At 54.8% G+C, this 20,412-nt stretch carries 13 protein-coding genes; 6 read left to right on the top strand and 7 right to left on the bottom strand.

Translation table 11 applies throughout. From position 1 onward, the window contains the following. Positions 1–18 precede the first annotated feature (18 nt). Together HMPREF9141_RS02790 and HMPREF9141_RS02785 are read left to right on the top strand one after the other, a co-directional pair. Positions 19–1,176, top strand: a complete 1,158-nt coding sequence (locus HMPREF9141_RS02790; protein WP_007366937.1) for a lytic transglycosylase domain-containing protein — start codon at positions 19–21, stop codon at positions 1,174–1,176. A gap of 49 nt (positions 1,177–1,225) precedes the next feature. Next, positions 1,226–3,526: a RelA/SpoT family protein gene (locus tag HMPREF9141_RS02785; RefSeq protein WP_007366936.1), complete on the top strand. Its 2,301-nt coding sequence runs from the start codon at positions 1,226–1,228 to the stop codon at positions 3,524–3,526. Positions 3,527–3,616: 90 nt separating this feature from the next. Here HMPREF9141_RS02785 and HMPREF9141_RS02780 read toward each other — a convergent pair whose 3' ends face one another. From HMPREF9141_RS02780 to HMPREF9141_RS02760, 5 genes are all read right to left on the bottom strand, one after another. After that, on the bottom strand, positions 3,617–4,285 hold the full coding sequence (locus HMPREF9141_RS02780) for an ATP-binding cassette domain-containing protein (RefSeq protein WP_007366935.1): 669 nt from the start codon (positions 4,283–4,285) through the stop codon (positions 3,617–3,619). After that, the gene (locus HMPREF9141_RS02775; RefSeq protein WP_040554171.1) at positions 4,282–5,196 is read right to left on the bottom strand and encodes a hypothetical protein; all 915 of its coding nucleotides are present in this window, start codon (positions 5,194–5,196) and stop codon (positions 4,282–4,284) included. Before HMPREF9141_RS02775 ends, HMPREF9141_RS02780 begins: the two co-directional genes overlap by 4 nt. Before the next feature lie 96 nt (positions 5,197–5,292). Continuing rightward, on the bottom strand, positions 5,293–6,069 hold the full coding sequence (locus HMPREF9141_RS02770) for an ABC transporter permease (protein ID WP_007366933.1): 777 nt from the start codon (positions 6,067–6,069) through the stop codon (positions 5,293–5,295). A 6-nt stretch (positions 6,070–6,075) separates the two neighbouring features. After that, positions 6,076–6,900 (bottom strand): ATP-binding cassette domain-containing protein, encoded by an 825-nt coding sequence (locus tag HMPREF9141_RS02765; protein WP_257009547.1) that lies wholly within the window; start codon positions 6,898–6,900, stop codon positions 6,076–6,078. Positions 6,901–7,058: 158 nt separating this feature from the next. Further along, positions 7,059–8,819: a 1-deoxy-D-xylulose-5-phosphate synthase gene (locus HMPREF9141_RS02760; protein ID WP_007366931.1), complete on the bottom strand. Its 1,761-nt coding sequence runs from the start codon at positions 8,817–8,819 to the stop codon at positions 7,059–7,061. 1,052 nt (positions 8,820–9,871) lie between these two features. On the opposite strand from HMPREF9141_RS02760, the gene pyrG reads away from it, so the two are divergent. The 4 genes from pyrG (at position 9,872) to HMPREF9141_RS02740 (ending at position 17,344) form a co-directional block, all read left to right on the top strand. Continuing rightward, a complete protein-coding gene (pyrG, locus tag HMPREF9141_RS02755; RefSeq protein WP_007366929.1) occupies positions 9,872–11,482 on the top strand; it encodes a CTP synthase in 1,611 nt (536 codons plus the stop codon). Further along, positions 11,483–13,411 carry a membrane protein insertase YidC gene (yidC, locus tag HMPREF9141_RS02750; RefSeq protein ID WP_007366928.1) on the top strand — a complete coding sequence of 643 codons (1,929 nt, stop codon included), beginning with the start codon at positions 11,483–11,485 and terminating at the stop codon, positions 13,409–13,411. A gap of 2 nt (positions 13,412–13,413) precedes the next feature. Continuing rightward, complete coding sequence (gene dpp5, locus HMPREF9141_RS02745; RefSeq protein ID WP_007366927.1) at positions 13,414–15,570, top strand: dipeptidyl-peptidase Dpp5; 2,157 nt, start codon at positions 13,414–13,416, stop codon at positions 15,568–15,570. A gap of 151 nt (positions 15,571–15,721) precedes the next feature. Continuing rightward, positions 15,722–17,344 (top strand): MFS transporter, encoded by a 1,623-nt coding sequence (locus HMPREF9141_RS02740; protein ID WP_007366926.1) that lies wholly within the window; start codon positions 15,722–15,724, stop codon positions 17,342–17,344. Between the two features lie 785 nt (positions 17,345–18,129). Here HMPREF9141_RS02740 and HMPREF9141_RS02735 read toward each other — a convergent pair. Both HMPREF9141_RS02735 and HMPREF9141_RS02730 read right to left on the bottom strand, forming a co-directional pair. Beyond that, on the bottom strand, positions 18,130–19,668 hold the full coding sequence (locus tag HMPREF9141_RS02735; RefSeq protein WP_040554387.1) for a hypothetical protein: 1,539 nt from the start codon (positions 19,666–19,668) through the stop codon (positions 18,130–18,132). A 15-nt stretch (positions 19,669–19,683) separates the two neighbouring features. Beyond that, complete coding sequence (locus HMPREF9141_RS02730) at positions 19,684–19,896, bottom strand: hypothetical protein (protein WP_007366924.1); 213 nt, start codon at positions 19,894–19,896, stop codon at positions 19,684–19,686. Positions 19,897–20,412: the final 516 nt, after the last annotated feature.

Here is a 20,412-nt window from a genome sequence, read left to right as displayed (position 1 = left end):
CCGGAACGACAAGAAACAATGAATAGCAGACGATACATACTCTCCTTCCTGATGGCCGCCGGGGCGGCCTGCACCCTGCCGGCACAGCGCCAGACCGTCGTCGACGACCACGGCCGGGCGGTGGAGGTGTGCATCCCGTCGGCCGACGGGGCGATGGCGGGATACGTGGACGTGGAGTACTCGGACGACAGGTTTTACAGCGGCGGCAGGCAGGCGGGAGGAGGGGAGACACCGGTGCCCGCCGCCGGGGAGACGGAGGCCGGCATGGAGGGCATCGACCGCAAGATACGGAGCCTCTCGGACGTGATGGCGCTCGGCTGCAACGAGGAGGTGAAAAGATACATCGACCGGTACACGAAGGCCGGACGGCAGTCCACCTGCTGCCTGCTCGGGCGTGCCCGGTACTACGACCCCTTCTTCGAGAAGGCCCTGCGCTCCTACGGGCTGCCGCTGGAGCTGAAATACCTCCCCGTGATCGAGTCCGGACTGGATCCCAATGCCACGTCGCGGGTGGGGGCGGCCGGCCTGTGGCAGTTCATGGCGGCGACCGGCCGGCAGTACGACCTCCGGATAGACTGTTACGTCGACGAGCGGCGCGACCCGGAGAAGTCGTCCTACGCCGCGGCGCGTATGCTGAACGACCTTTACAACCGCTTCGGCGACTGGACGCTGGCACTGGCGGCCTACAACTGCGGCCCCACACGTGTCAGCAACGCCATCAGCAAGGCCGGCGGCGCTGCCGACTTCTGGGCGGTCTACCGGTATCTGCCGAAGGAGACACGGGGCTATGTGCCCGCATTCATCGCCGCCGGCTACGTGATGAACTTCTACGGCGACTACGGCATCATCCCGCAGCCGGCAGGACTGCCCGCCCGGTGCGATACGGTGCTCGTGGAGAAGGACGTCTCCCTCGCGCGGATCGCCGGCGTGCTGGGAATGGCGGTGGACGAACTGAAGACGCTCAACCCGCAGTACCGGCAGGGGATCGTCAGGACGTGTCCCGGCGGAGGAACGGCGCGGCTGCACCTGCCGGCGGAAATGGCGGAAAAGTTCAGATACTGCAAAGAAGAGATTTACGAAGACGGCACACCCTGCGACGGAACGGAAAGGACCGTCGCAGCCACCGGCACGGAACGGCAGGCCGCACCCCACCGGCAGGGTGTCTTGCTGCATTGACGACAGGCTACTGATCACCTTATTATAATATGTAACGGGAGGATGCACAATGGACAAGAACAAGGAGAAGACAGACGTGAAGGGAGTGGACTATGAGAAAATGGTAGACGATGCCTTCAGACACCTTTTAGACACGTATCTCGCATCGAGACACCGGAAGAAAGTAGACATCATCACCAAGGCCTTCAACTTCGCGCGGCAGGCGCACAAGGGCGTGCGGAGACTGTCGGGAGAGCCTTACATCATGCACCCCATCGCCGTCGCACAGATCGCCTGCGGGGAGATGGGGCTGGGTGCGACGAGCATCTGCTCCGCCCTGCTGCATGACGTGGTGGAAGACACCGACTATACCGTCGAGGACATCGAGAACATCTTCGGATCGAAGATCGCGCAGATCGTCGACGGACTGACGAAGATCTCCGGCGGCATCTTCGGCGAGCAGGCTTCCGCACAGGCCGAGAACTTCAAGAAGCTGCTGCTGACGATGAGCGACGACATCCGTGTCATCCTCATCAAGATATGCGACCGGCTGCACAATATGCGTACACTTGCTTCCCAGCCTGCCAACAAACAATACAAGATAGCGAGTGAGACGCTCTATATCTATGCGCCGCTTGCCAACCGGCTGGGACTGAACAAGATCAAGACCGAACTGGAAGACCTCAGTTTCCGCTATGAGCATCCGGATGCATACGCCTCCATCGAGAAGAAACTGGCTTCCACGCAGGCGCAGCGTGACGCGCTTTTCGCAGAGTTCACGGCTCCTATCCGTGCCGAACTTGACAAGATGGGATTCCGGTATGAAATCAAGGCGCGCGTGAAGAGTCCTTATTCCATTTGGAACAAGATGCAGAACAAGCACGTCACCTTTGAGGAGATTTATGATATTCTTGCCGTACGGATCATCTACAGGCCGAAGTCGCCGGAAGAGGAAATCAACAACTGTTTCCAGATTTACGTGGCAATCAGCCAGATTTACAAGAGCCATCCCGACCGTCTGCGCGACTGGGTGAACCATCCCAAAGCGAACGGCTACCAGGCTCTGCACGTGACCCTCATGTCGGCCAAGGGACGGTGGATAGAGGTGCAGATCCGTTCCGAGCACATGGACGAACTGGCTGAACAGGGCTTCGCTGCCCACTGGAAGTACAAGGACGGCGGTGAAATAACCGAGGATGAAGGCGAACTGAACGAGTGGCTCAGTACCATCAAGGAAATCCTCGACGACCCGCAGCCGGATGCCATGGACTTCCTCGATGCCATCAAGCTCAACCTCTTCGCCTCCGAGATCTTCGTCTTTACACCGAAAGGCGAAATCAAGACGATGCCGGCAGGATGTACGGCACTCGACTTTGCCTTCCAGATACACACTTTCCTCGGCAGCCATTGCATCGGTGCGAAGGTCAACCACAAACTCGTGCCGTTGAGCCACAGGCTCAGCAGCGGCGACCAGGTCGAGATTCTGACCTCCATGTCGCAGCACGTCAATCCGTCATGGATCAACTTCGTCTCTACGGCGAAGGCCAAGGCGAAGATACAGGCCATCCTCCGCCGCGAGAGCCGTGAGATACAGAAGACGGGGGAGGAGCAGCTGGCGAAGTGGCTGAAGGCGAACGACCTTGAGATGACCACCTCCGTACTGGACAAGCTCTGTGACCTGCACGATCTTCAGAAGCATGAGAGTCTTTTCCTTGCCGTCGGCGACAGGACGGTCATCCTCGGCGACACGGATCTGGACGAACTCCGGGGAAAGAAGAAAGGGGAGAAGGCCATCTCTGTGAGCAAGTGGCGGCGTTACGTGCCGTTCCTGAAGTCGAATGGGAAGAAAGTGACCGGGTCGGTGGATGCTGACGATATGGCTTCGGCAGAGGGACTGATTGTCGTGACCAGGGACTTCAACCGGAAGAAACCGGTCTTCATCAGCGAGGAGAATATCCATCGCTATCTTTTCCCGCATTGCTGTCATGCAATTCCCGGCGATGATATCCTCGGCTATATAGACAACAAGAACCACATCGAAATCCACAAGCGGTCCTGCCCTGTGGCTTCAAAGCTGAAGGCGAGCTACGGTACGCGCATCCTGGATGCCAAGTGGGATATGCACCGCCGGCTCTTCTTCGATGCGACAGTAGAGATACGGGGGATCGACCGCAGCGGAATGCTGCACGACATTTCCGACGTGCTTTCCGACCAGCTGGGCATCAACATCCGCAAGATAACCATCTCCAGTGACAACGGCATCTTCGAAGGGACAATCGAGATGCAGGTCTACGACCGCAGGGACGTCAAGTTCATCGTGGAGAGCATGAAGAACATCAAGGATATGCAGGAGGTGCAGGAGGTGCTGTGACATGGCGGCCTCATTCCATCTCTTTTCCGGATGGGAGGAGGGGGGAGAGTGCTGTCTGCCTGCAAGCCGCAGGACGTTTCACGGGCAAATTCAGATGTCCTCTTTGAGTATGTATTTCTTTAGATCATCCTCAATGACTTTTGGAACGGCTTCTCTGCCCTCATAGGTCTTCATCAGCTTGCCTTGGTGGATGTATGCCAGAGTCTCGCAGATACCGGTCAAGGCAGAGATGATGTGAGAGGATATCAGGAATGTGCTTCCCTCGCTCTTTCTTTTGACTATCCAGTCTTTCAGTAGGATGACACCTGCGACATCCAGTCCGTTGAAAGGCTCGTCCATGATATAGAAGTCGCACTTCTGCATCATCAGTGCCATGAGCATCAGACGCTTTCTCATTCCCAAAGAGTATTTCGACGGATAGCTGTCCAACGGAAGATGAAACAGCTTGTTGTACTGATTGATTTCCTCACCGGTACACGGCAGATGGGCAGCCTTCAGGCAGAATTCCAGAAACTCCTTGCCGGTGACCAGCGGATAAAAGTAAGGCGTATCGGGCAGGTAGCCAATCCTGCAATGTTCTTCCATGATGACGTCGCCCTGATAATGTTCCAGGCCCGCAAGACATCTGAACAATGTGCTTTTTCCGGCACCGTTCTCTCCTACGATGCCATACGCTTTACCTTTCTCTAACCGGAGGGTCATGCCATGAAGGATGACGGACGAGCCGTATTTCTTCCTGATATTGTTTATCTGAATCATGCTGAATATTTGCTGTAGACCATAAAAGATAACAGAAGGGTGGTGAACGCAGCCAAGGGAATCATCACGGTCTTCATATATCCTGCGGCATCGACCATGAACAAAGCTGATAGCACAATCATGATTACAATCGGATTGTCTATTTTGAAATACCTGATAAGCTCCGACTGGAAAAGAAAGAGCGTGGCAAGGATATATATCATGACGACTTCTCCGATGACAAGGGCGTCGGCTTTGTGTATCAGGAGGATAGCGAAGAAGGGACACAGCAGTGCGAATGTATTCCCGATGGCATATATTGACTGTAAATGAATCATTCTCAAAGGGGAAGAGTAGAACATCAGATGGCTCTTCCTGACAGGCTGACAGATGAGGAATCCAAGCAGATATACGAAGAGCAGGAGTGTGGCATAGGTGATATTGATGTTATGGTACAGCAGCCCCATGCAGGAGGCGAATATCCCCAGCAGGTAAGGGATAAGCAGCGTCCTCATACTGCCGGCATACTGATAAGAGCCTTTCAGCAGGAAAGGATAAGTGAACATTGTGAACTGCAGCCGGGGTCTGGGCAGCATAGGCAGGGCAATCGCTGTTGCCAGACACATGAGAAGTGGCACCCAATAGAGGCGGAGCGCACAGACGGCCATGAACGGAGTGGAAAGGAGGACATACTCTGCCATCAGCAGCCTCTTCTCACTTCCGTACAATGTCTGCAGGAGTTCCCTGTCGCCTCTGCTATAATGGAATCCGGCCACGAGAGCGGCATCAACCAGTATGATATTCGTCTGCGGAGCCAATGACAGTATATAGAGCAATAAGCCTGCGACACACAGCAGAAGGACAGAGACGATTGTTCCAAGTCCCTTCATCAGACGGTAAACGATTAGAAGCTGTAATTTCAGGAAATTCATGTGCTTTGACCGGATAGCAAGGAGTCGGATTCTACCTTGTCCTTTATGAACCATTGCATTGATGAGACCAAGGAGTGAAGCCGTTGCAGGCTGCCTTCAGAATTTTGACAGTGAACCGCTTTCTTTACTCTTGATGATTAAGAATTTCAGGCAGAGATACCCTAAGAGCAAGTATAATCCATCATTGCAGAGAATGACCATCAGGGTATTCGGTGTCAAAGATGATCCACGGAGCAACAACTGCTGTATGGCCGCATTCGCCTCTGCAAAGGGGAACAGCAGCATGAGTGCTGTCTTGGAAGAGATAAAGACTGCCCCGTAGGTCAGGATACCAAAGACGATGGAGGATACCATGCTGTAGAATGACGATATGCTCTTGTATTTTAATGCCAGTGAGGCGCACATGATTCCCAGACCTATAAGCGAGAAGATGGATATGAGAAACAGCGGAAGTACAGAGAGCCATTGAATAAAAAGACCCGCTTGCACGGAAGGGACCAGAAGAACGCAGATAAACAGTGTGAGAACGGACTGGATGATGGTAATCACACTTGACACAAGCCCCTTGACCAGAAGTAATGTGAAGAAAGATCTTGAATTGAGATACAGCTGTTCTATTGTTCCCTGGACAGTCTCCGACACGATGGAATCCACCACGGAGATGAAAGAGTTGTTGGCGATGAGCCAGATCATGAACGAGCAGATAAACGCCCATGTCTTGACCTCCGGTTTCCCCCGGAGGAGGACATGGGAGAGCAATACCATGAGCACAGCCCAGAAGAGAATATTGAACAGCGTGTTGAATTTATACCTGAAAGCCAATTTGATGGATTTGACAAACTCTGCCTTCAGAAGTCCCCGGAAATACATCATGATGAATCAGTTTAAATAAAAATCTTTTAGGTTCTCTCCTTCTATCTCCACGCTTGTCACCTCGTGTCCTTCTTGGTTCAGTCTGTCGATTTCCTTGCCCAATAGGAGTGCGGTGGTGAGAAGTCTGATTGTACAATAGAGGTCGTGCCGTTCCAGGATTTCATATCTGGCGGCCTGTAACTTGTCAATATCAGGATGCAGGATTTTAAGGATGAAAGCGTTGTCGAAGCTCGCTGTATCTTCTTTCCTTTTCATGACTCCGTCTTGCAGCTTGAATATCTGCCGGGCGGTGCGTTCTATGAAGTTAAAGTCATGAGAAGTCATGATGATCAATCTGTTTGAAGTGATTTCCGGGGATGACAGGAAACTGCTCAGTCCGAATGCACTCTCAATGTCCAGCCCAAGGGTCGGCTCATCAAGGAATACGACGGGGGTGTTCATGCTCAGCGCACAGATGATGGCGACCTTTTGCTGCATCCCGCGAGACAGATTCTCTACCAGCTGATTCCTTTTGTCGTATAATCCTAATTCGTTGAGGAGTTCCTTGCTCTGACTTCTTACGGCATTGAACGGGACGCCACGCACGGCGGCGAAATACTTTATGTTCTCCCATGGCGTCAGCTTGTAGTAGATGTTCCGGCTGCCTTCAGACAGCAGCGCAAAGGTCCTGTTCTTTTCTTCCTTGCTCATTGTCTGGAGGCCTTTCCCGAAATATTCTATCTTCCCCTCTTCATAGTCCAGCAGGTCTGTGCAGGATCTGATAAAAGTCGTCTTGCCTGCTCCATTCGATCCCAGGATGGCGACAACGCCTTTCTCCAAAACGATATTCACGTCTTTCAGGACCTCATTCCTATTGGATGAGGTCCTGAAAGTCTTTTTCAAATGATGCACGGAAAGTGCAGCTGTATTATCCATATATCCCGAGTATTTCTTGCTGAATTTAGTGTTGTGGTGGATAGGAAAACTGTCCAGACGGTTTTCCTGGCTCCCTACGAGATGAGTGCCATCACGTCCTCGACGATCTGCTCGTCGAGCAGGCGGTTGTCAGACAGCAGCTGGTGGAGGTCGAAGCGGTCGTAGAGGTCTTTCTTCACGCCGCCTACAAGCACTTTCATGCCGGACGTGCCGTAATAGGAAGCGATGCGCTCGCCGAAGCCGCCGTCCTTGCAGCCGTCTTCCAGCGTCACGACCAGTTCGTGGCTCTCCTTCAATGCGTCGAGCGTCTCTGCGTCCACGGCATTCAGGTAGCGGGGATTGATGAGCGTCGCATCAATGCCCTTTCCGGCAAGCAGACGGACCACATTCTCTCCTTTCTGATAGAAAGAGCCGGCAGCAATGACGGCCACCTTCTCCCCCTTGTGCGTTGTTCTGTATTGCGGTTCATAGCCGTACTCCGTGTCGACAGGTGCTGCCGTATGGTTCACTCCGTTGCCCGGTATGCGGATCGCGATGGGTTTCCTGTCCTGACAGACGGCCCAGCGCAGCATGGCAAAGTATTCCTCGCACGTAGCGGGGGCAAGGTAGATGAGGCCGGGAATGCTGCACAGCATCGGGATGTCGAAGAGGCAGATGTGCGTGATGTCGTTCATCGATGCCGTACCGCCCCCTGCCACGTTGATGACCGCCGGGTTGGAGTTGATGCAGAGATCCTGCGCTATCTGGTCGTAGGTGCGCTGGAGGAAGGTGCTGAACACCGTCCATACAGGATGCAGTCCGCCTTTCGCCATGCCGGAGATCATCGCCACGGCCTGCTCCTCCGCAATCCCCACATCGACGTGCTGCCGGCCGGCCTCCCGGCGTTTCTGCGGCGTGAAGCCTGCCGCCGCAGGCGTTCCCGCCGTGACGGCGACGAGCCGGCTGTCCCGTTTCATCTCCCGCAGCAGCCAGTCGCTGATCAGCTGCCCGTAGGACTCGCATGCAGGCTGCTCCGGACGGCTGCCGTCTGCCACGTTGAACGGCATGCCGTAATGCCATGCCTCCTTGTTCTCTACGGCGGGGGCGAAGCCGTGTCCCTTCTCGGTGTGGATGTGGACGACCGTCGGCCTGTCCGTGTCTTTCACACTGCTGAACACCTCGATGAGCTTCTCCACGTCGTTTCCCTCTTCCAGGTATCTGTATTCAAATCCCCATGCCTTGAACCAGTTGTGCCCGCAGGTGCCGCGGCTTTCACGCAGGGCACGCAGATTCTTGTAGATGCCGCCGTGGTTCTCGGCGATGGACATTTCGTTGTCGTTCACGACGATGATGATGCCGGTGCCGAGTTCCGACGCCTCGTCCAGTCCCTCGAAAGCCTCGCCGCCGGAGAGCGAACCGTCACCGATGACAGCGATGATGTTCTCCTTCGTACCCTTGATGTCGCGGGCTTTCTGCAGGCCGGTGGCAAGGCTCACGGAAGTGGAGGTGTGCCCCACCTCGAAGTTGTCGTACTCCGGGCATTCCGCAGGCGATGAATAGCCGCTGACGGCATCCATCTCTTCCGCACTGCCGAGGAATCCCGACACACGCCCCGTCAGTATCTTGTGCGGATAGCTCTGGTGGCTTACGTCGAACACGAGCTTGTCTTCCGGTGCGTTGAACACGTAATGCAGGGCGACGGTCGCCTCTACGAAACCGAGGTTCGGCCCTACGTGCCCGCCGCGTCTGCTTACACGGTTCAGTATGGCCTGGCGTGTCTCGTCGGCCACGGTCTTCAAGGCCTCGATGTCCAGCTGTTTCAAGTCGGCTGGCGACTGTATCTTCTCGATGTACATGGTTCTTGTCTGTCTTCTGATGCAAAGTTACTCGTTTTTTTTATTATCGGCAGGTTTTTAAAATGGTTCTTCCGTTAAATGCGTAGATAGGAAATAGAATAAAGGCTTATGTAATGAGGTTTGTCTTGTGCGTTGATGACTTTGATGAAATATCATACAGAGACAGAGAGTGGACGGAGGTAAGACCCCCCTATAACGGAGGCACCGCCGTCACTTCCTATTGCGGAAGCCCCTTATGTACCTGCATGATATGACTATCCCAAATTAGATGGGGCTTACAAAGGTGGATAAACTGCAAGATAAAATGCAGAAAAGACAAATTGATATGATGCCTGTCCATCAGCCTGTCTTTCAGTCTCCTGCAAACAACTTCTTCTCATATTATCGGTGTTTGTAAATATTTTTGCATAGTTCAAAGCTGACTCATGCTCTTCTGGCTTCTAAAAGATGCCTGATTGACTTGCAATCGATGCTCTTTCAGCGTGTTACCAACGCCCTTTTGAAGTCCAATCAAGCACCTTTTACGAACGACTAAATAACCAGTTGATTGACTGCTGGTTACAAACCTGATTTTTTGCACGTGTCTTTTATGTTTACAGATGATTTGTTTGAAATTATGTAATGGTTTTTCAAATTCTTATCTGTATTTTCAACGTATCAAAATGAAAAAGTCCTTTTGTGTCGGAGGCGGATAATAGAATAGAGAGTTGATATTCTTGGCTATGTTTTTGTTGAATGAATCACCTCGGTTTTTCCATTAAAGCTATACGAAAAGCATCCGTGCATTTAACGGAAGAATCTTAAAAATCACCTTTGACGGATTCCCGCCTCTCCGGCCAGGCTGTCGGCCGCCTGTCATTCGGAATACCAGGACAGAAACAGTCCGGCTTCTCTCCCGCTCTCCCCCTGATGGGAAAGTCGGGGAAAGATACCTGTTAAATTTATTCCCTGCAACCGGCCTGATTCACGGAAAATTAGTATCTTTGCACTTTAGTTCATAACCAGCGATATTCGTTTTTCAGAAGACAATAAATTAAAACATACATAAAATCGTGGCTGAAACAAAGTACATCTTCGTTACGGGCGGCGTGGTTTCCTCGCTTGGCAAAGGAATCATCTCGTCGTCAATCGGTAAGCTCCTCCAGGCAAGGGGCTACAACATCACCATCCAGAAATTCGACCCGTACATCAACATCGACCCGGGGACGCTGAACCCCTACGAGCACGGGGAGTGCTACGTGACGGTGGACGGCATGGAGACCGACCTCGACCTCGGGCACTACGAACGCTTCACGGGCATCAAGACCACGAAGGCCAACTCCATGACCACCGGACGCATCTACAAGAGCGTCATCGACAAGGAACGCCGCGGCGACTATCTGGGCAAGACCATCCAGGTGGTGCCTCACATCACGGACGAAATCAAACGCAACATCAAGCTGCTCGGACAGAAATACCACTACGACTTCGTCATCACGGAGATCGGCGGTACGATCGGCGACATAGAGTCGGCGCCGTTCCTCGAGGCGATCCGGCAGATGAAGTGGGAGCTGGGCCGCCGTGCCATCAACCTCCACCTGACCTATATCCCTTATCTCAAGGCGGCGGGCGAACTGAAGACGAAGCCCACGCAGCACAGTGTGAAGGAACTGCAGAGCGTCGGCATCCAGCCCGACATCCTCGTGCTGCGCACGGAGAAGCATCTCGAGGACGACATCCGCAAGAAGGTGGCGGCCTTCTGCAACGTCGATTTCGACTGCGTCGTGCAGAGCGAGGACCTGCCGAGCATCTACGACGTGCCGGTCAATATGCTGAACCAGGGGCTCGATGCCGCCATCCTGCGCAAATGCGGCGAGAAGGTGGGACCCAAGCCGGCCCTCGGTCCGTGGAAGGAATTCCTCGACCGGCAGCGCAAGGCGACGAAAGAGGTACACATCGGACTCGTCGGCAAGTACGACCTGCAGGATGCTTACAAGAGCATCCGGGAGGGACTGCTGCAGGCCGGCGTTTACAACGACCACAAGACCGTCATCACCTTCATCAACTCCGAGGACCTGACCGAGGCGAACGTCGGGGAGAAGCTCCAGGGGCAGGACGGCATCGTCATCTGTCCGGGCTTCGGCCAGCGGGGCATCGAGGGGAAGATTGTCGCCGCCCGCTACACCCGTACCCACAACATCCCGACCTTCGGCATCTGTCTCGGCATGCAGATGATGGTGATTGAGTTCGCCCGCAACGTGCTGGGTTACAAGGACGCCAACTCGCGTGAGATGGACGGGAAGACGGCGCACAACGTCATCGACATCATGGAAGAGCAGAAGAACATCACCAACATGGGCGGCACGATGCGGCTCGGCGCCTACGAGTGCGTGCTGCGCCAGGGGTCGCGCGTCTTCGACATCTACCGCCGGGAACACATCCAGGAACGCCACCGCCACCGCTACGAGTTCAACAACGACTATGAGAAGGAATTCGAGAAGAACGGCATGATGTGCGTCGGCCGCAACCCCGAGAGCGACCTCGTGGAAATCGTCGAGATACCGGGTCTGAAGTGGTACATCGGCACGCAGTTCCATCCGGAATACCAGTCGACCGTGCTCCATCCGCACCCCCTGTTCCTCGACTTCGTAAAGACATCAATAGAAAACCAGAAAAAGAAATAAATGGATAAGAATACGATTGCAGGGTTTGTTCTCATCGCCCTGGTACTCTTCGGGTTCGCCTGGTGGCAGCAGCCGTCGGCCGAACAGGTGGCACAGCAGCGGGCCGAGTTCGTGAAGGACTCCGTCGCTGCAGCCCGGAAAGCGCAGAACGCAAAGCTCGCCGCAGCGAAGCAGGCACAGCAGAAGGCTGCCGCGGCAGCCGACACGACGGCCCTGTTCCACTCGGCCCTGAACGGCAAGGGGCAGGACATCACGCTGAAGAACAGCAAGGTGGAACTGACCCTGAACACCAAGGGCGGCGTTGTCAGCAAGGCTGTCATCAGGAACTACGTGGGGCATGACATCGCCGTCAAGGACGGGTCGAAGGACCGGAAGGACGTCACCCTGTTCAGCGGAAACGACCAGAGCCTGAACTTCATGCTGGCCGGCAAGAACACCAACATCGAGACGAAGGACCTTGTCTTCATCCCGTCGAACGTGACCGACACGACCGTCACCCTCACCGCCGTGGCCGGACCGGGCAGGACGCTCACGCTGAACTATGTCCTCGGCAGGGACTACCTGCTCCACGCCTCCCTGCAGGCAGAGGGTATGAGCGGGCTGTTCGCACCGGACTGCAACCAGATGGACGTCAGCTGGCAGGAGCGTTGCCGCCAGCAGGAGCGCGGCTTCACGTTCGAGAACCGCTATGCCACGCTCACCTACAGGAAGCACGGCGGCAGTACGGATTACCTGAGCGAGACGGCCGAAAAGGAGGAGACGACCGAGGACGCCATGGACTGGGTGGCCTTCAAAAACCAGTTCTTCTCTGCCGTGATGATCGCCAGGGACAATTTCGCAGCAGGCGCAAAGCTCAAGAGCACGCCGCTCGACAAGGAGTCGCACTACCTGAAACACTACGAAGCCAGCATGAAGACCGGCTTCGATCCTACGGGCCGGCGTCCGTCAGAGTTCGAGTTCTACTTCGGTCCCAACGACTTCCGCCTGCTCCAGTCGGTAGAGAAGGAGAGCCGTTTCGGCAAGGACCTGGATATGCAGAGGCTCGTCTACCTCGGCTGGCCGCTGTTCCGCATCATCAACCGGTGGTTCACGCTCTACGTCTTCGACTGGCTGAGCAAGGTGTTCCCGATGGGTGTCGTGCTGATTCTCATCACCCTGCTGCTGAAGCTCATCACCTATCCGATGGTGAAGAAGAGCTACATGAGCTCGGCGAAGATGCGCGTGCTGAAGCCGAAACTCGACGAGGCGACCAGGCAGTTCAACAAGCCCGAGGACCAGATGCAGAAGCAGCAGGCGATGATGCAGAAGTATGCCGAGTACGGTGTCAGTCCGCTCTCCGGCTGCCTGCCGATGCTGATACAGATGCCTATCTGGATCGCGATGTTCAACTTCGTACCGAACGCCATCCAGCTCCGCGGGCAGAGCTTCCTCTGGATGGACGACCTCAGCACCTACGACCCGATCATCTCGTGGGGGCATAACCTATGGCTCGTCGGCGACCACCTGTCGCTCACCTGCATTCTCTTCTGCGGTGCCAACCTGCTCTACTCATGGTTCACCATGCAGCAGCAGAAGGACCAGATGGTGGGACAGCAGGCCGACCAGATGAAGATGATGCAGTGGATGATGTTCGCCATGCCGCTCTTCTTCTTCTTCATGTTCAATGACTACTCGTCGGGTCTGAACTTCTATTACTTCGTCTCGCTCTTCTTCTCGGCCGCCATCATGTGGACGCTGCGCAAGACCACCGATGACGAGAAACTCCTCCGGATACTGGAGGCGAAGCGCAAAGAGAAGAAGAACAACCCGAACCAGAAGGCCGGCGGACTTTTCGCCCGGATGCAGGCCCTGCAGGAAATGCAGCAGAAGCAGCAGGAAGAATTGAGGCACAGAAAGGAAGAACTCAACAACAAAAAGAAAGGTCTATAACTATGAACAGGAACTTGACAGTCGCAATGGCTGCCGCACTCGTCATGAGCGGCGGCGCACAGGCACAGGATGTGAACATCGGGCGCAGCAGCATCACGCTGAAGAGCGACCTCATGACACCCGAGGCTCTCTGGGCCATGGGGCGCATCGGTGCCGCACAGGCATCACCTGACGGCAGACGGATCGTCTACCAGGTGGGGTACTACAGCGTGAAGGAGAACAAGGGACACCAGGTGCTGCGCATCATGGATGCCGACGGCAGGAACGACCGCCTGCTCACCACCTCCGCAGCGAACGAGAGCGATGCAGCATGGCTCGACAACAACACCCTGGCTTTCCTCACCGGAGGACAGCTGTGGACGATGAAGGCCGACGGCACGGACCGCCGGCAGCTCACCCGCTCGGACATCGACATCGAGGGCTTCCGCTTCTCGCCCGACCGCCGTCGCGTCGTGCTCATCAAGAGCATCCCTTACTACGGCACGATCAGGCAGAACCCGAGTGATCTGCCGAAGGCTACAGGCATGGTCATCACGGATATGAACTACCGTCACTGGGACCATTACGTGACGGCGAACGCCCATCCGTTCGTGGCTGACGTCACTGACGGAGGCATCGGCGACGGTGTCGACGTGCTCGAAGGCGAGCCTTACGAAAGTCCGCTGGCACCGTTCGGCGGCATCGAACAGATCGACTGGAGCAGGGACTCCAAGTCTGTCGCCTATACCTGTCGCAAGAAAGAGGGCACGCAGTATGCCATCTCGACCGATGCCGACATCTATATATATAATGTGGAAACCCGCCGGACGAAGAACCTCTGCAAGCCCGAGGGTTATGTGGAACCGGCAATCGATGCGACGAAGAGCATGCGCAACCAGGCAGTCAACCATCAGGCCGGCGACATGAACGTGGGCTACGACGTGAATCCCAAATTCTCGCCCGACGGCAGGTACATCGCCTGGCAGAGCATGAAGAACAACGGTTATGAGAGCGACCGCAACCGCCTCTGCGTCTACGAGCTGGCCACGGGCAGGAAGACCTACGTCACCGAGAGCTTCGACTCGAACGTCGACGAATACACATGGGGGGCCGATTCCAAGGTCCTCTACTTCATCGGCGTATGGCATGCGACGGAGAACATCTATCAGACCAGTCTCAAGGGCGAGGTGAAGCAGCTCACGGAGGGCGACCACAACTATGTCAGCATTGCCTTGCTGGGCGACAGGAAGCTGCTGGCCATCCGTCAGAGCCTCTCCCAGGCCAACGAAATCTACGCCGTCACGCCGGCGAAGAAGGAGAAGACAAGCCTTCAGACACAGCTCTCCTTCGAGAACAAGCACATCTACGACCAGCTCGCACTGGGCGAGGTACACGACCGATGGGTGAAGACGACCGACGGAAAGGAGATGCAGGAGTGGGTGGTGACACCGCCTCACTTCGATCCGAACCGGAAGTACCCGACGCTGCTCTTCTGCGAAGGCGGACCGCAGAGTCCTGTCTCCCAGTTCTGGAGCTACCGCTGGAATCTCCAGATCATGGCCGCCAACGGCTATGTCGTCATCGCACCCAACCGCCGCGGCCTGCCCGGTTACGGCAGTGCATGGAACGAGGAGGTAAGTACCGACTGGACCGGTCAGTGCATGAACGACTACCTCTCCGCCATCGACGATGCGGCCCGCAATCTGCCCTTCGTGGACAAGGACCGGCTCGGTGCCGTCGGTGCGTCTTTCGGCGGATTCTCCGTCTATTATCTGGCAGGCATCCACGACAGACGTTTCAAGTGCTTCATTGCACACGACGGTGCCTTCAACCTCGAGAGCATGTACACCGATACCGAGGAGGCGTGGTTCAGCAACTGGGAGTATGACGACGCTTACTGGAACAAGGACAAGACGGAAGCAGCCCGGCGCACCTACGCCAACAGTCCGCACCTGAACGTCGGCAAGTGGGACACGCCGATACTCTGCATCCACGGCGAGAAGGACTACCGCATCAATGCCAACCAGGGCATGGGCGCCTTCAATGCAGCCCGTATGCGCGGCATACCGGCAGAGCTGCTCCTCTTCCCCGATGAGAACCACTGGGTCTTGAAGCCGCAGAACGGTATTCTCTGGCAGCGCACATTCTTCAGCTGGCTCGACCGCTGGCTGAAGAAGTAAGTTTACAGGTCGACGGGTTTGCGGGTAGTCAAGTTGCCTGATGGCATTGACCTGCCAGCCCGTCGACCTGTCAGCCCGTCAACCTCTTTTAACTGATAATCTGACAGACAACTCGTCTACCCGTTTACTCGTAGACTTTTAATAATTCATCATGACTGAAAAAATTCAAACAACATTGAGAGATTCAGCGGCTATGCGCTGGACGGCTCTCCTCCTGCTGGCACTGGCGATGTTCTGTGCCTACATCTTCGTGGACATCCTCTCCCCGATCAAGGAACTGATGCAGGAACAGAGGGGATGGGACTCTACCGCATTCGGAACGATGCAGGGGTCGGAAACCTTCCTGAACGTATTTGTCTTCTTCCTCATCTTTGCCGGAATCATCCTCGACAAGATGGGTGTCCGCTTCACCGCCGTACTCTCCGGTGCAGTGATGCTGGCCGGTGCGCTGATCAAGTACTATGCCATCAGCGAGAGCTTTGGCGGCAGTGCGGTAGAAGCGTGGTTCACCAACAACCTCAACCATATTCCTGTCTTCGAACAGCTGGGTGTCTCTCCTTTCTACGAGGGCATGCCGGCATCGGCGAAGGTGGCGGCCTGCGGCTTCATGATCTTCGGCTGTGGAACGGAGATGGCCGGCATCACCGTCTCACGCGGTATCGTGAAATGGTTCAAGGGACGTGAGATGGCATTGGCAATGGGTTCCGAGATGGCGCTGGCCCGGCTCGGTGTCGCCACCTGCATGATCTTCTCTCCGTTCTTTGCCAAGTTAGGCGGGCATGTCGATGTGTCACGTTCCGTAGCCTTCGGTGTCGTACTGATCTGCATCGCCCTGATGATGTTCGTCGTCTACTTCTTCATGGACAGGAAACTCGACGCACAGACCGGCGAGGCAGAGGAGAAGGAAGATCCGTTCAAGATCAGCGACCTCGGGAAGATCCTCACCAGCATGGGCTTCTGGCTCGTCGCCCTGCTCTGCGTATTGTACTATTCGGCCATCTTCCCCTTCCAGAAGTATGCCGTGAACATGCTCCAGTGCAACCTTACGTTCCATGAGCTTCCGGCCGGTTCGTTCTGGGCGTCTTCCAGTGTGACGATGGTCCAGTATGTCATCATGCTCGTCGTCGCTGCCACCGCCTTCATGTACAACTTCATGAAGCGGAAGGCGCTGAAGAACACGATGCTCCTGCTCTCCATACTCAGCCTTGTACTTTATTGCTACATGGGCTATATGCGCCAGTCGGCAGAGTCGATCTTCGCCGTGTTCCCGCTGCTGGCAGTAGGCATCACCCCGATTCTCGGCAGCTATGTCGACCATAAGGGCAAGGCGGCCTCCATGCTCGTGCTGGGCTCGCTGCTGCTGATTCTCTGCCACCTCACCTTCGCCTTCGTCCTCCCGCTGTTCAAGACCAGCCAGGTGGGCGGCGTCATCGTGGCCTATGTCACGATTCTTGTCCTCGGTGCTTCCTTCTCGCTTGTACCTGCCTCGTTGTGGCCGAGTGTGCCGAAGCTGGTGGATGCGAAGATCATCGGGTCCGCCTATGCACTGATCTTCTGGATTCAGAACATCGGCCTGTGGCTGTTCCCGCTGCTCATCGGCAAGGTGCTCGACAAGACGAACGTCGGTGTGACCGACCCGACACAGCTCAATTACACGGCACCGCTGATCATGCTTGCCGGACTGGGTGTCGTCGCCCTCGTCATCGGTCTCATCCTGAAGGTGGTCGACAAGAAACGCCACCTCGGACTGGAAGAGCCGAACATCAAGGAATAAACCGGCTTTCACCATACCGTCTGAACCGGCAGGGATAATCCCTCCGGTGTCAGCATCGCAGCCATCTGGCAGGGACAGACCTCCGCGTCTTTCCCTGCCTTTTTTCGGTTCTTCCGTCCAATGCGCAGATGGGAATAAAGACTTCTGCACTTGCAGGGCGTGACCGTCCAGAATCAGATAGGGTCTTGCAAAGGGGGATGATCTATAAGGTAAGATGCCGGAAAGGCAGATTGACACGATGCCGGTCCATCGGCAGGCCTTTCCGTCGTCTACAGACAGCCGATTCCCATACCGCCGGTATTTGTAAACTGTTTTCATGCAGCGCAAAGCAGCACATGCCCTTCTGGCTTCTAAAAGAGGCCTGACTGGCCTGCAGCAGGTGCTCTTTCAGTGTGTTACCAACGCCCTTCTGAAGCCCAATCAGGCACCTGTCAGAAATGACTTAATAACCGGTTGATTGACTGCCGGTTACCAGCCTGCTTTTTCCACGTGTTTTTTATATTTGCAGATGATCTGTCTGGAATTATGTAATGGTTTTTCAAGACCTTGTCTGTATTCCCGGCAGATTAAACCGAGAAGGTTTTTGTATCAAAGGATGATGACAGGATAGACAGCTGACGGTCCTGGCTATGTTTCTGTTGAATGAACCACTTCGATCCTTCCGTTAAAGCCATACGGAAAGCATCCACGCATTTAGCGGAAGGACCGGAAAACGGCAACAGGTGTACGGACGGGAAAGTCCCCGTTTCCGCACACCTGTTGTCTATATTGTATGTAAGGGCGGCCTATTCGGTCTTCCACAGGCGGAGACCGTTCTTCTTTTCGATGATATTGCTTACGACGACATCACGCGAATTGAAATAAAGGCTGTAGGAAACATCCTTACCCCATTTATATGGTGTACTCGTCCAGTAACGTCCATACGAACCGAACTCTATAAGTTTGCCTTCCTCATAGCGTCCCATGGCAGGCAGGAAGAAATAATTGCTGCGGTTGTCCGGAGCCTTCTGCGTGATGTTCTTGTTATCCGGAGGAGTTATAAAGGGCTGATTGTGAACATGGTCTGTTCCGCTTGGTGCTTTTTCTTTTAGTTTATCAGCACTGCTCTTTCCGTTTTCCGAGGCGATGACGCTTGCCTTCTTGAACCACATACCGCCTGTGTACAGATGTCCCCATACGGTCCAGAGCGTCTTGTTGTCCCAGTGCGGGTCGCCCTTCAGGCAGTACCACATAAGTTCATTGGCATTCGGACAGGTCTTGGCGGTGTTGGCAGTGGCATTCGGGTCTTTGGAAGTGTTGTACCAGCGGTCGCCATCCGCACTGGTAGGATAATTGCTGCCTGGTACTCCCGTTTTCTTCGGCTGGTCGTTCTTGTGTCCGAACCAGTATTCCTTCTTGGCATCCCAGGTATAATATTTATCATCATAGTACCTTATGGACAATGCTGCCGGCATGTCATAGTAGCCGTTGGCATCATACTGGAACTCGCCGAACGTCTTTGTGATGACACCCGAAACGCCTGTCTCTTTGTCCCTGACGTAGTATTTTATGGTGAGTTTGTACTTTCCGGGCATGATGACCATGAACATCCGGCCGGCCTCGCAACTTGTCCCGGCTGCATTGTTCTGCATGGCGAATCCGTCACTGCTGCCTGCCGTCTTGGGCGTCAGCGTGATTGTCTGGCTGCTGCCTGTTCCGGTGAGCCGTCCGTCCGTGCCCAGTGTGTAGGCTCCGGCGATGTTCTTATTAGCGGTCACTTCAATCTTCGTGACATAGGTGCTTGCAAGCGGATGGCTGTAAGTGGGCTTGAAACAGAGATAGGCGGCAGCATGATTGAGCTGGAACTTGTACTGTCCGTTGGGTTGGCGGGTGGCCGTGCCTGTACCGCAGTCGCCGGATATGCCGAAGTGGAGGGTGTTGTCCGGTCCGTTCTGGGTCTGGGCGGAAGCGATTGTCACGTTGTTTCCGGTGCCGTTCTTGCCGGGGTAGTAGACAAAGTAGCTGTTGTGGGCGTAGGTGCCGGGCATCAGGAACTTGAATGCAGCCTGTCTTGTCCCCGTTACGGCATTGCTGCTGTGCTGGAAGACGTTGCCGTCGTCTTGCACATAGATTCTGTCGCCTTCTTCCCAGAAGAAGTCTCTTGTGTCATAATCCAGTGACGTGCGCGTACCTTCCGTACCGGCGACAAAGCCCGTCTGTGCCGTTTCGTTTCCCTCGGCTGCTGGTTTTGCAGTTTTCTCTGTCGTTATGTCGTCGCTTGAACAGCCGGCGGCTGCAAGCAGCAGGGCTGTCACAGCCCATTGATAGGATAATTTGATCTTCATCTTCATGTTTTTGTTTTAGTCTTCCCATGATGCCGGTACATTCTCGCCGCCGCTTCTGAAGAAAGCGCCCTTGGCTCCTTCGCTCGACTCTTCGGTCGGTCCTGACTTGTGCTCTCCCTTGTGGTGGTCTCCCGGGAACGAAGCATCCAGCAGCTGGCTGCCTGTACGGATGTACACGACTTCGACCTCAGGTTTCTGATACGTGGTCTTGATTTGCATTCTGCTCATTTCAATTTTGTTTTAATTTTGTTAGTGGATGGTTTCGTCTGCATATCCTGTTGTATGACGCCTGTCCGTAGCCAGCGTTAAGGAGGGGTTATCCGTGGTGAACTGTTCTTTGCGAGGCCTGTTGTATGACGGCTGTCCGTAGTCAGCGTTGAGGAGGGGTTATCCGTGGTGAACTGTTCTTTGCGAGGCTGGTGCCGGCTTTCTGTTGTCTCTGCCGTTTTCCTTAAAACCAGTTTTGTCCGCTTCCTTGTATCCGGTCTTGCAGACGATGCTTCCGCATGTGCTGTCTGGTTTCTGCAAGATGAAGTCATTTGCTCTGCCTTGCAGTGCGTACAACTGGAGTCTGCGAAAGCCTTTTCCTTTTTGTATAACTTTAAATGGCTGATTTTGCTGCAAAGTTAGTGACATATCTTCAATTACCCCCCCTAAAGCGTTAAATATATATAATAAAGTAAAATGCAGCTTGTCCTCTCTAATCTGTTTCAGCTGAACTCAGGTCTTTTCTTTTTTGGACGG

This window comes from Prevotella multiformis DSM 16608 (assembly GCF_000191065.1).
Taxonomy (GTDB): Bacteria; Bacteroidota; Bacteroidia; order Bacteroidales; family Bacteroidaceae; genus Prevotella; species Prevotella multiformis.
Note: the sequence above shows the minus strand (reverse complement) of the source record. Positions and strands in the feature narration are given on the sequence as shown.

Bases quoted from the DNA above. Each gene is read 5' to 3' on its own strand.
- HMPREF9141_RS02730 (WP_007366924.1), bottom strand. From the start codon at position 19,896: ATGAGCAGAATGCAAATCAAGACCACGTATCAGAAACCTGAGGTCGAA.
- dpp5 (WP_007366927.1), top strand. From the start codon at position 13,414: ATGAACAGGAACTTGACAGTCGCAATGGCTGCCGCACTCGTCATGAGC.
- yidC (WP_007366928.1), top strand. From the start codon at position 11,483: ATGGATAAGAATACGATTGCAGGGTTTGTTCTCATCGCCCTGGTACTC.
- HMPREF9141_RS02780 (WP_007366935.1), bottom strand. From the start codon at position 4,285: ATGATTCAGATAAACAATATCAGGAAGAAATACGGCTCGTCCGTCATC.
- HMPREF9141_RS02735 (WP_040554387.1), bottom strand. From the start codon at position 19,668: ATGAAGATCAAATTATCCTATCAATGGGCTGTGACAGCCCTGCTGCTT.
- HMPREF9141_RS02740 (WP_007366926.1), top strand. From the start codon at position 15,722: ATGACTGAAAAAATTCAAACAACATTGAGAGATTCAGCGGCTATGCGC.
- HMPREF9141_RS02790 (WP_007366937.1), top strand. From the start codon at position 19: ATGAATAGCAGACGATACATACTCTCCTTCCTGATGGCCGCCGGGGCG.
- HMPREF9141_RS02775 (WP_040554171.1), bottom strand. From the start codon at position 5,196: ATGAATTTCCTGAAATTACAGCTTCTAATCGTTTACCGTCTGATGAAG.
- HMPREF9141_RS02770 (WP_007366933.1), bottom strand. From the start codon at position 6,069: ATGATGTATTTCCGGGGACTTCTGAAGGCAGAGTTTGTCAAATCCATC.
- HMPREF9141_RS02785 (WP_007366936.1), top strand. From the start codon at position 1,226: ATGGACAAGAACAAGGAGAAGACAGACGTGAAGGGAGTGGACTATGAG.
- HMPREF9141_RS02760 (WP_007366931.1), bottom strand. From the start codon at position 8,819: ATGTACATCGAGAAGATACAGTCGCCAGCCGACTTGAAACAGCTGGAC.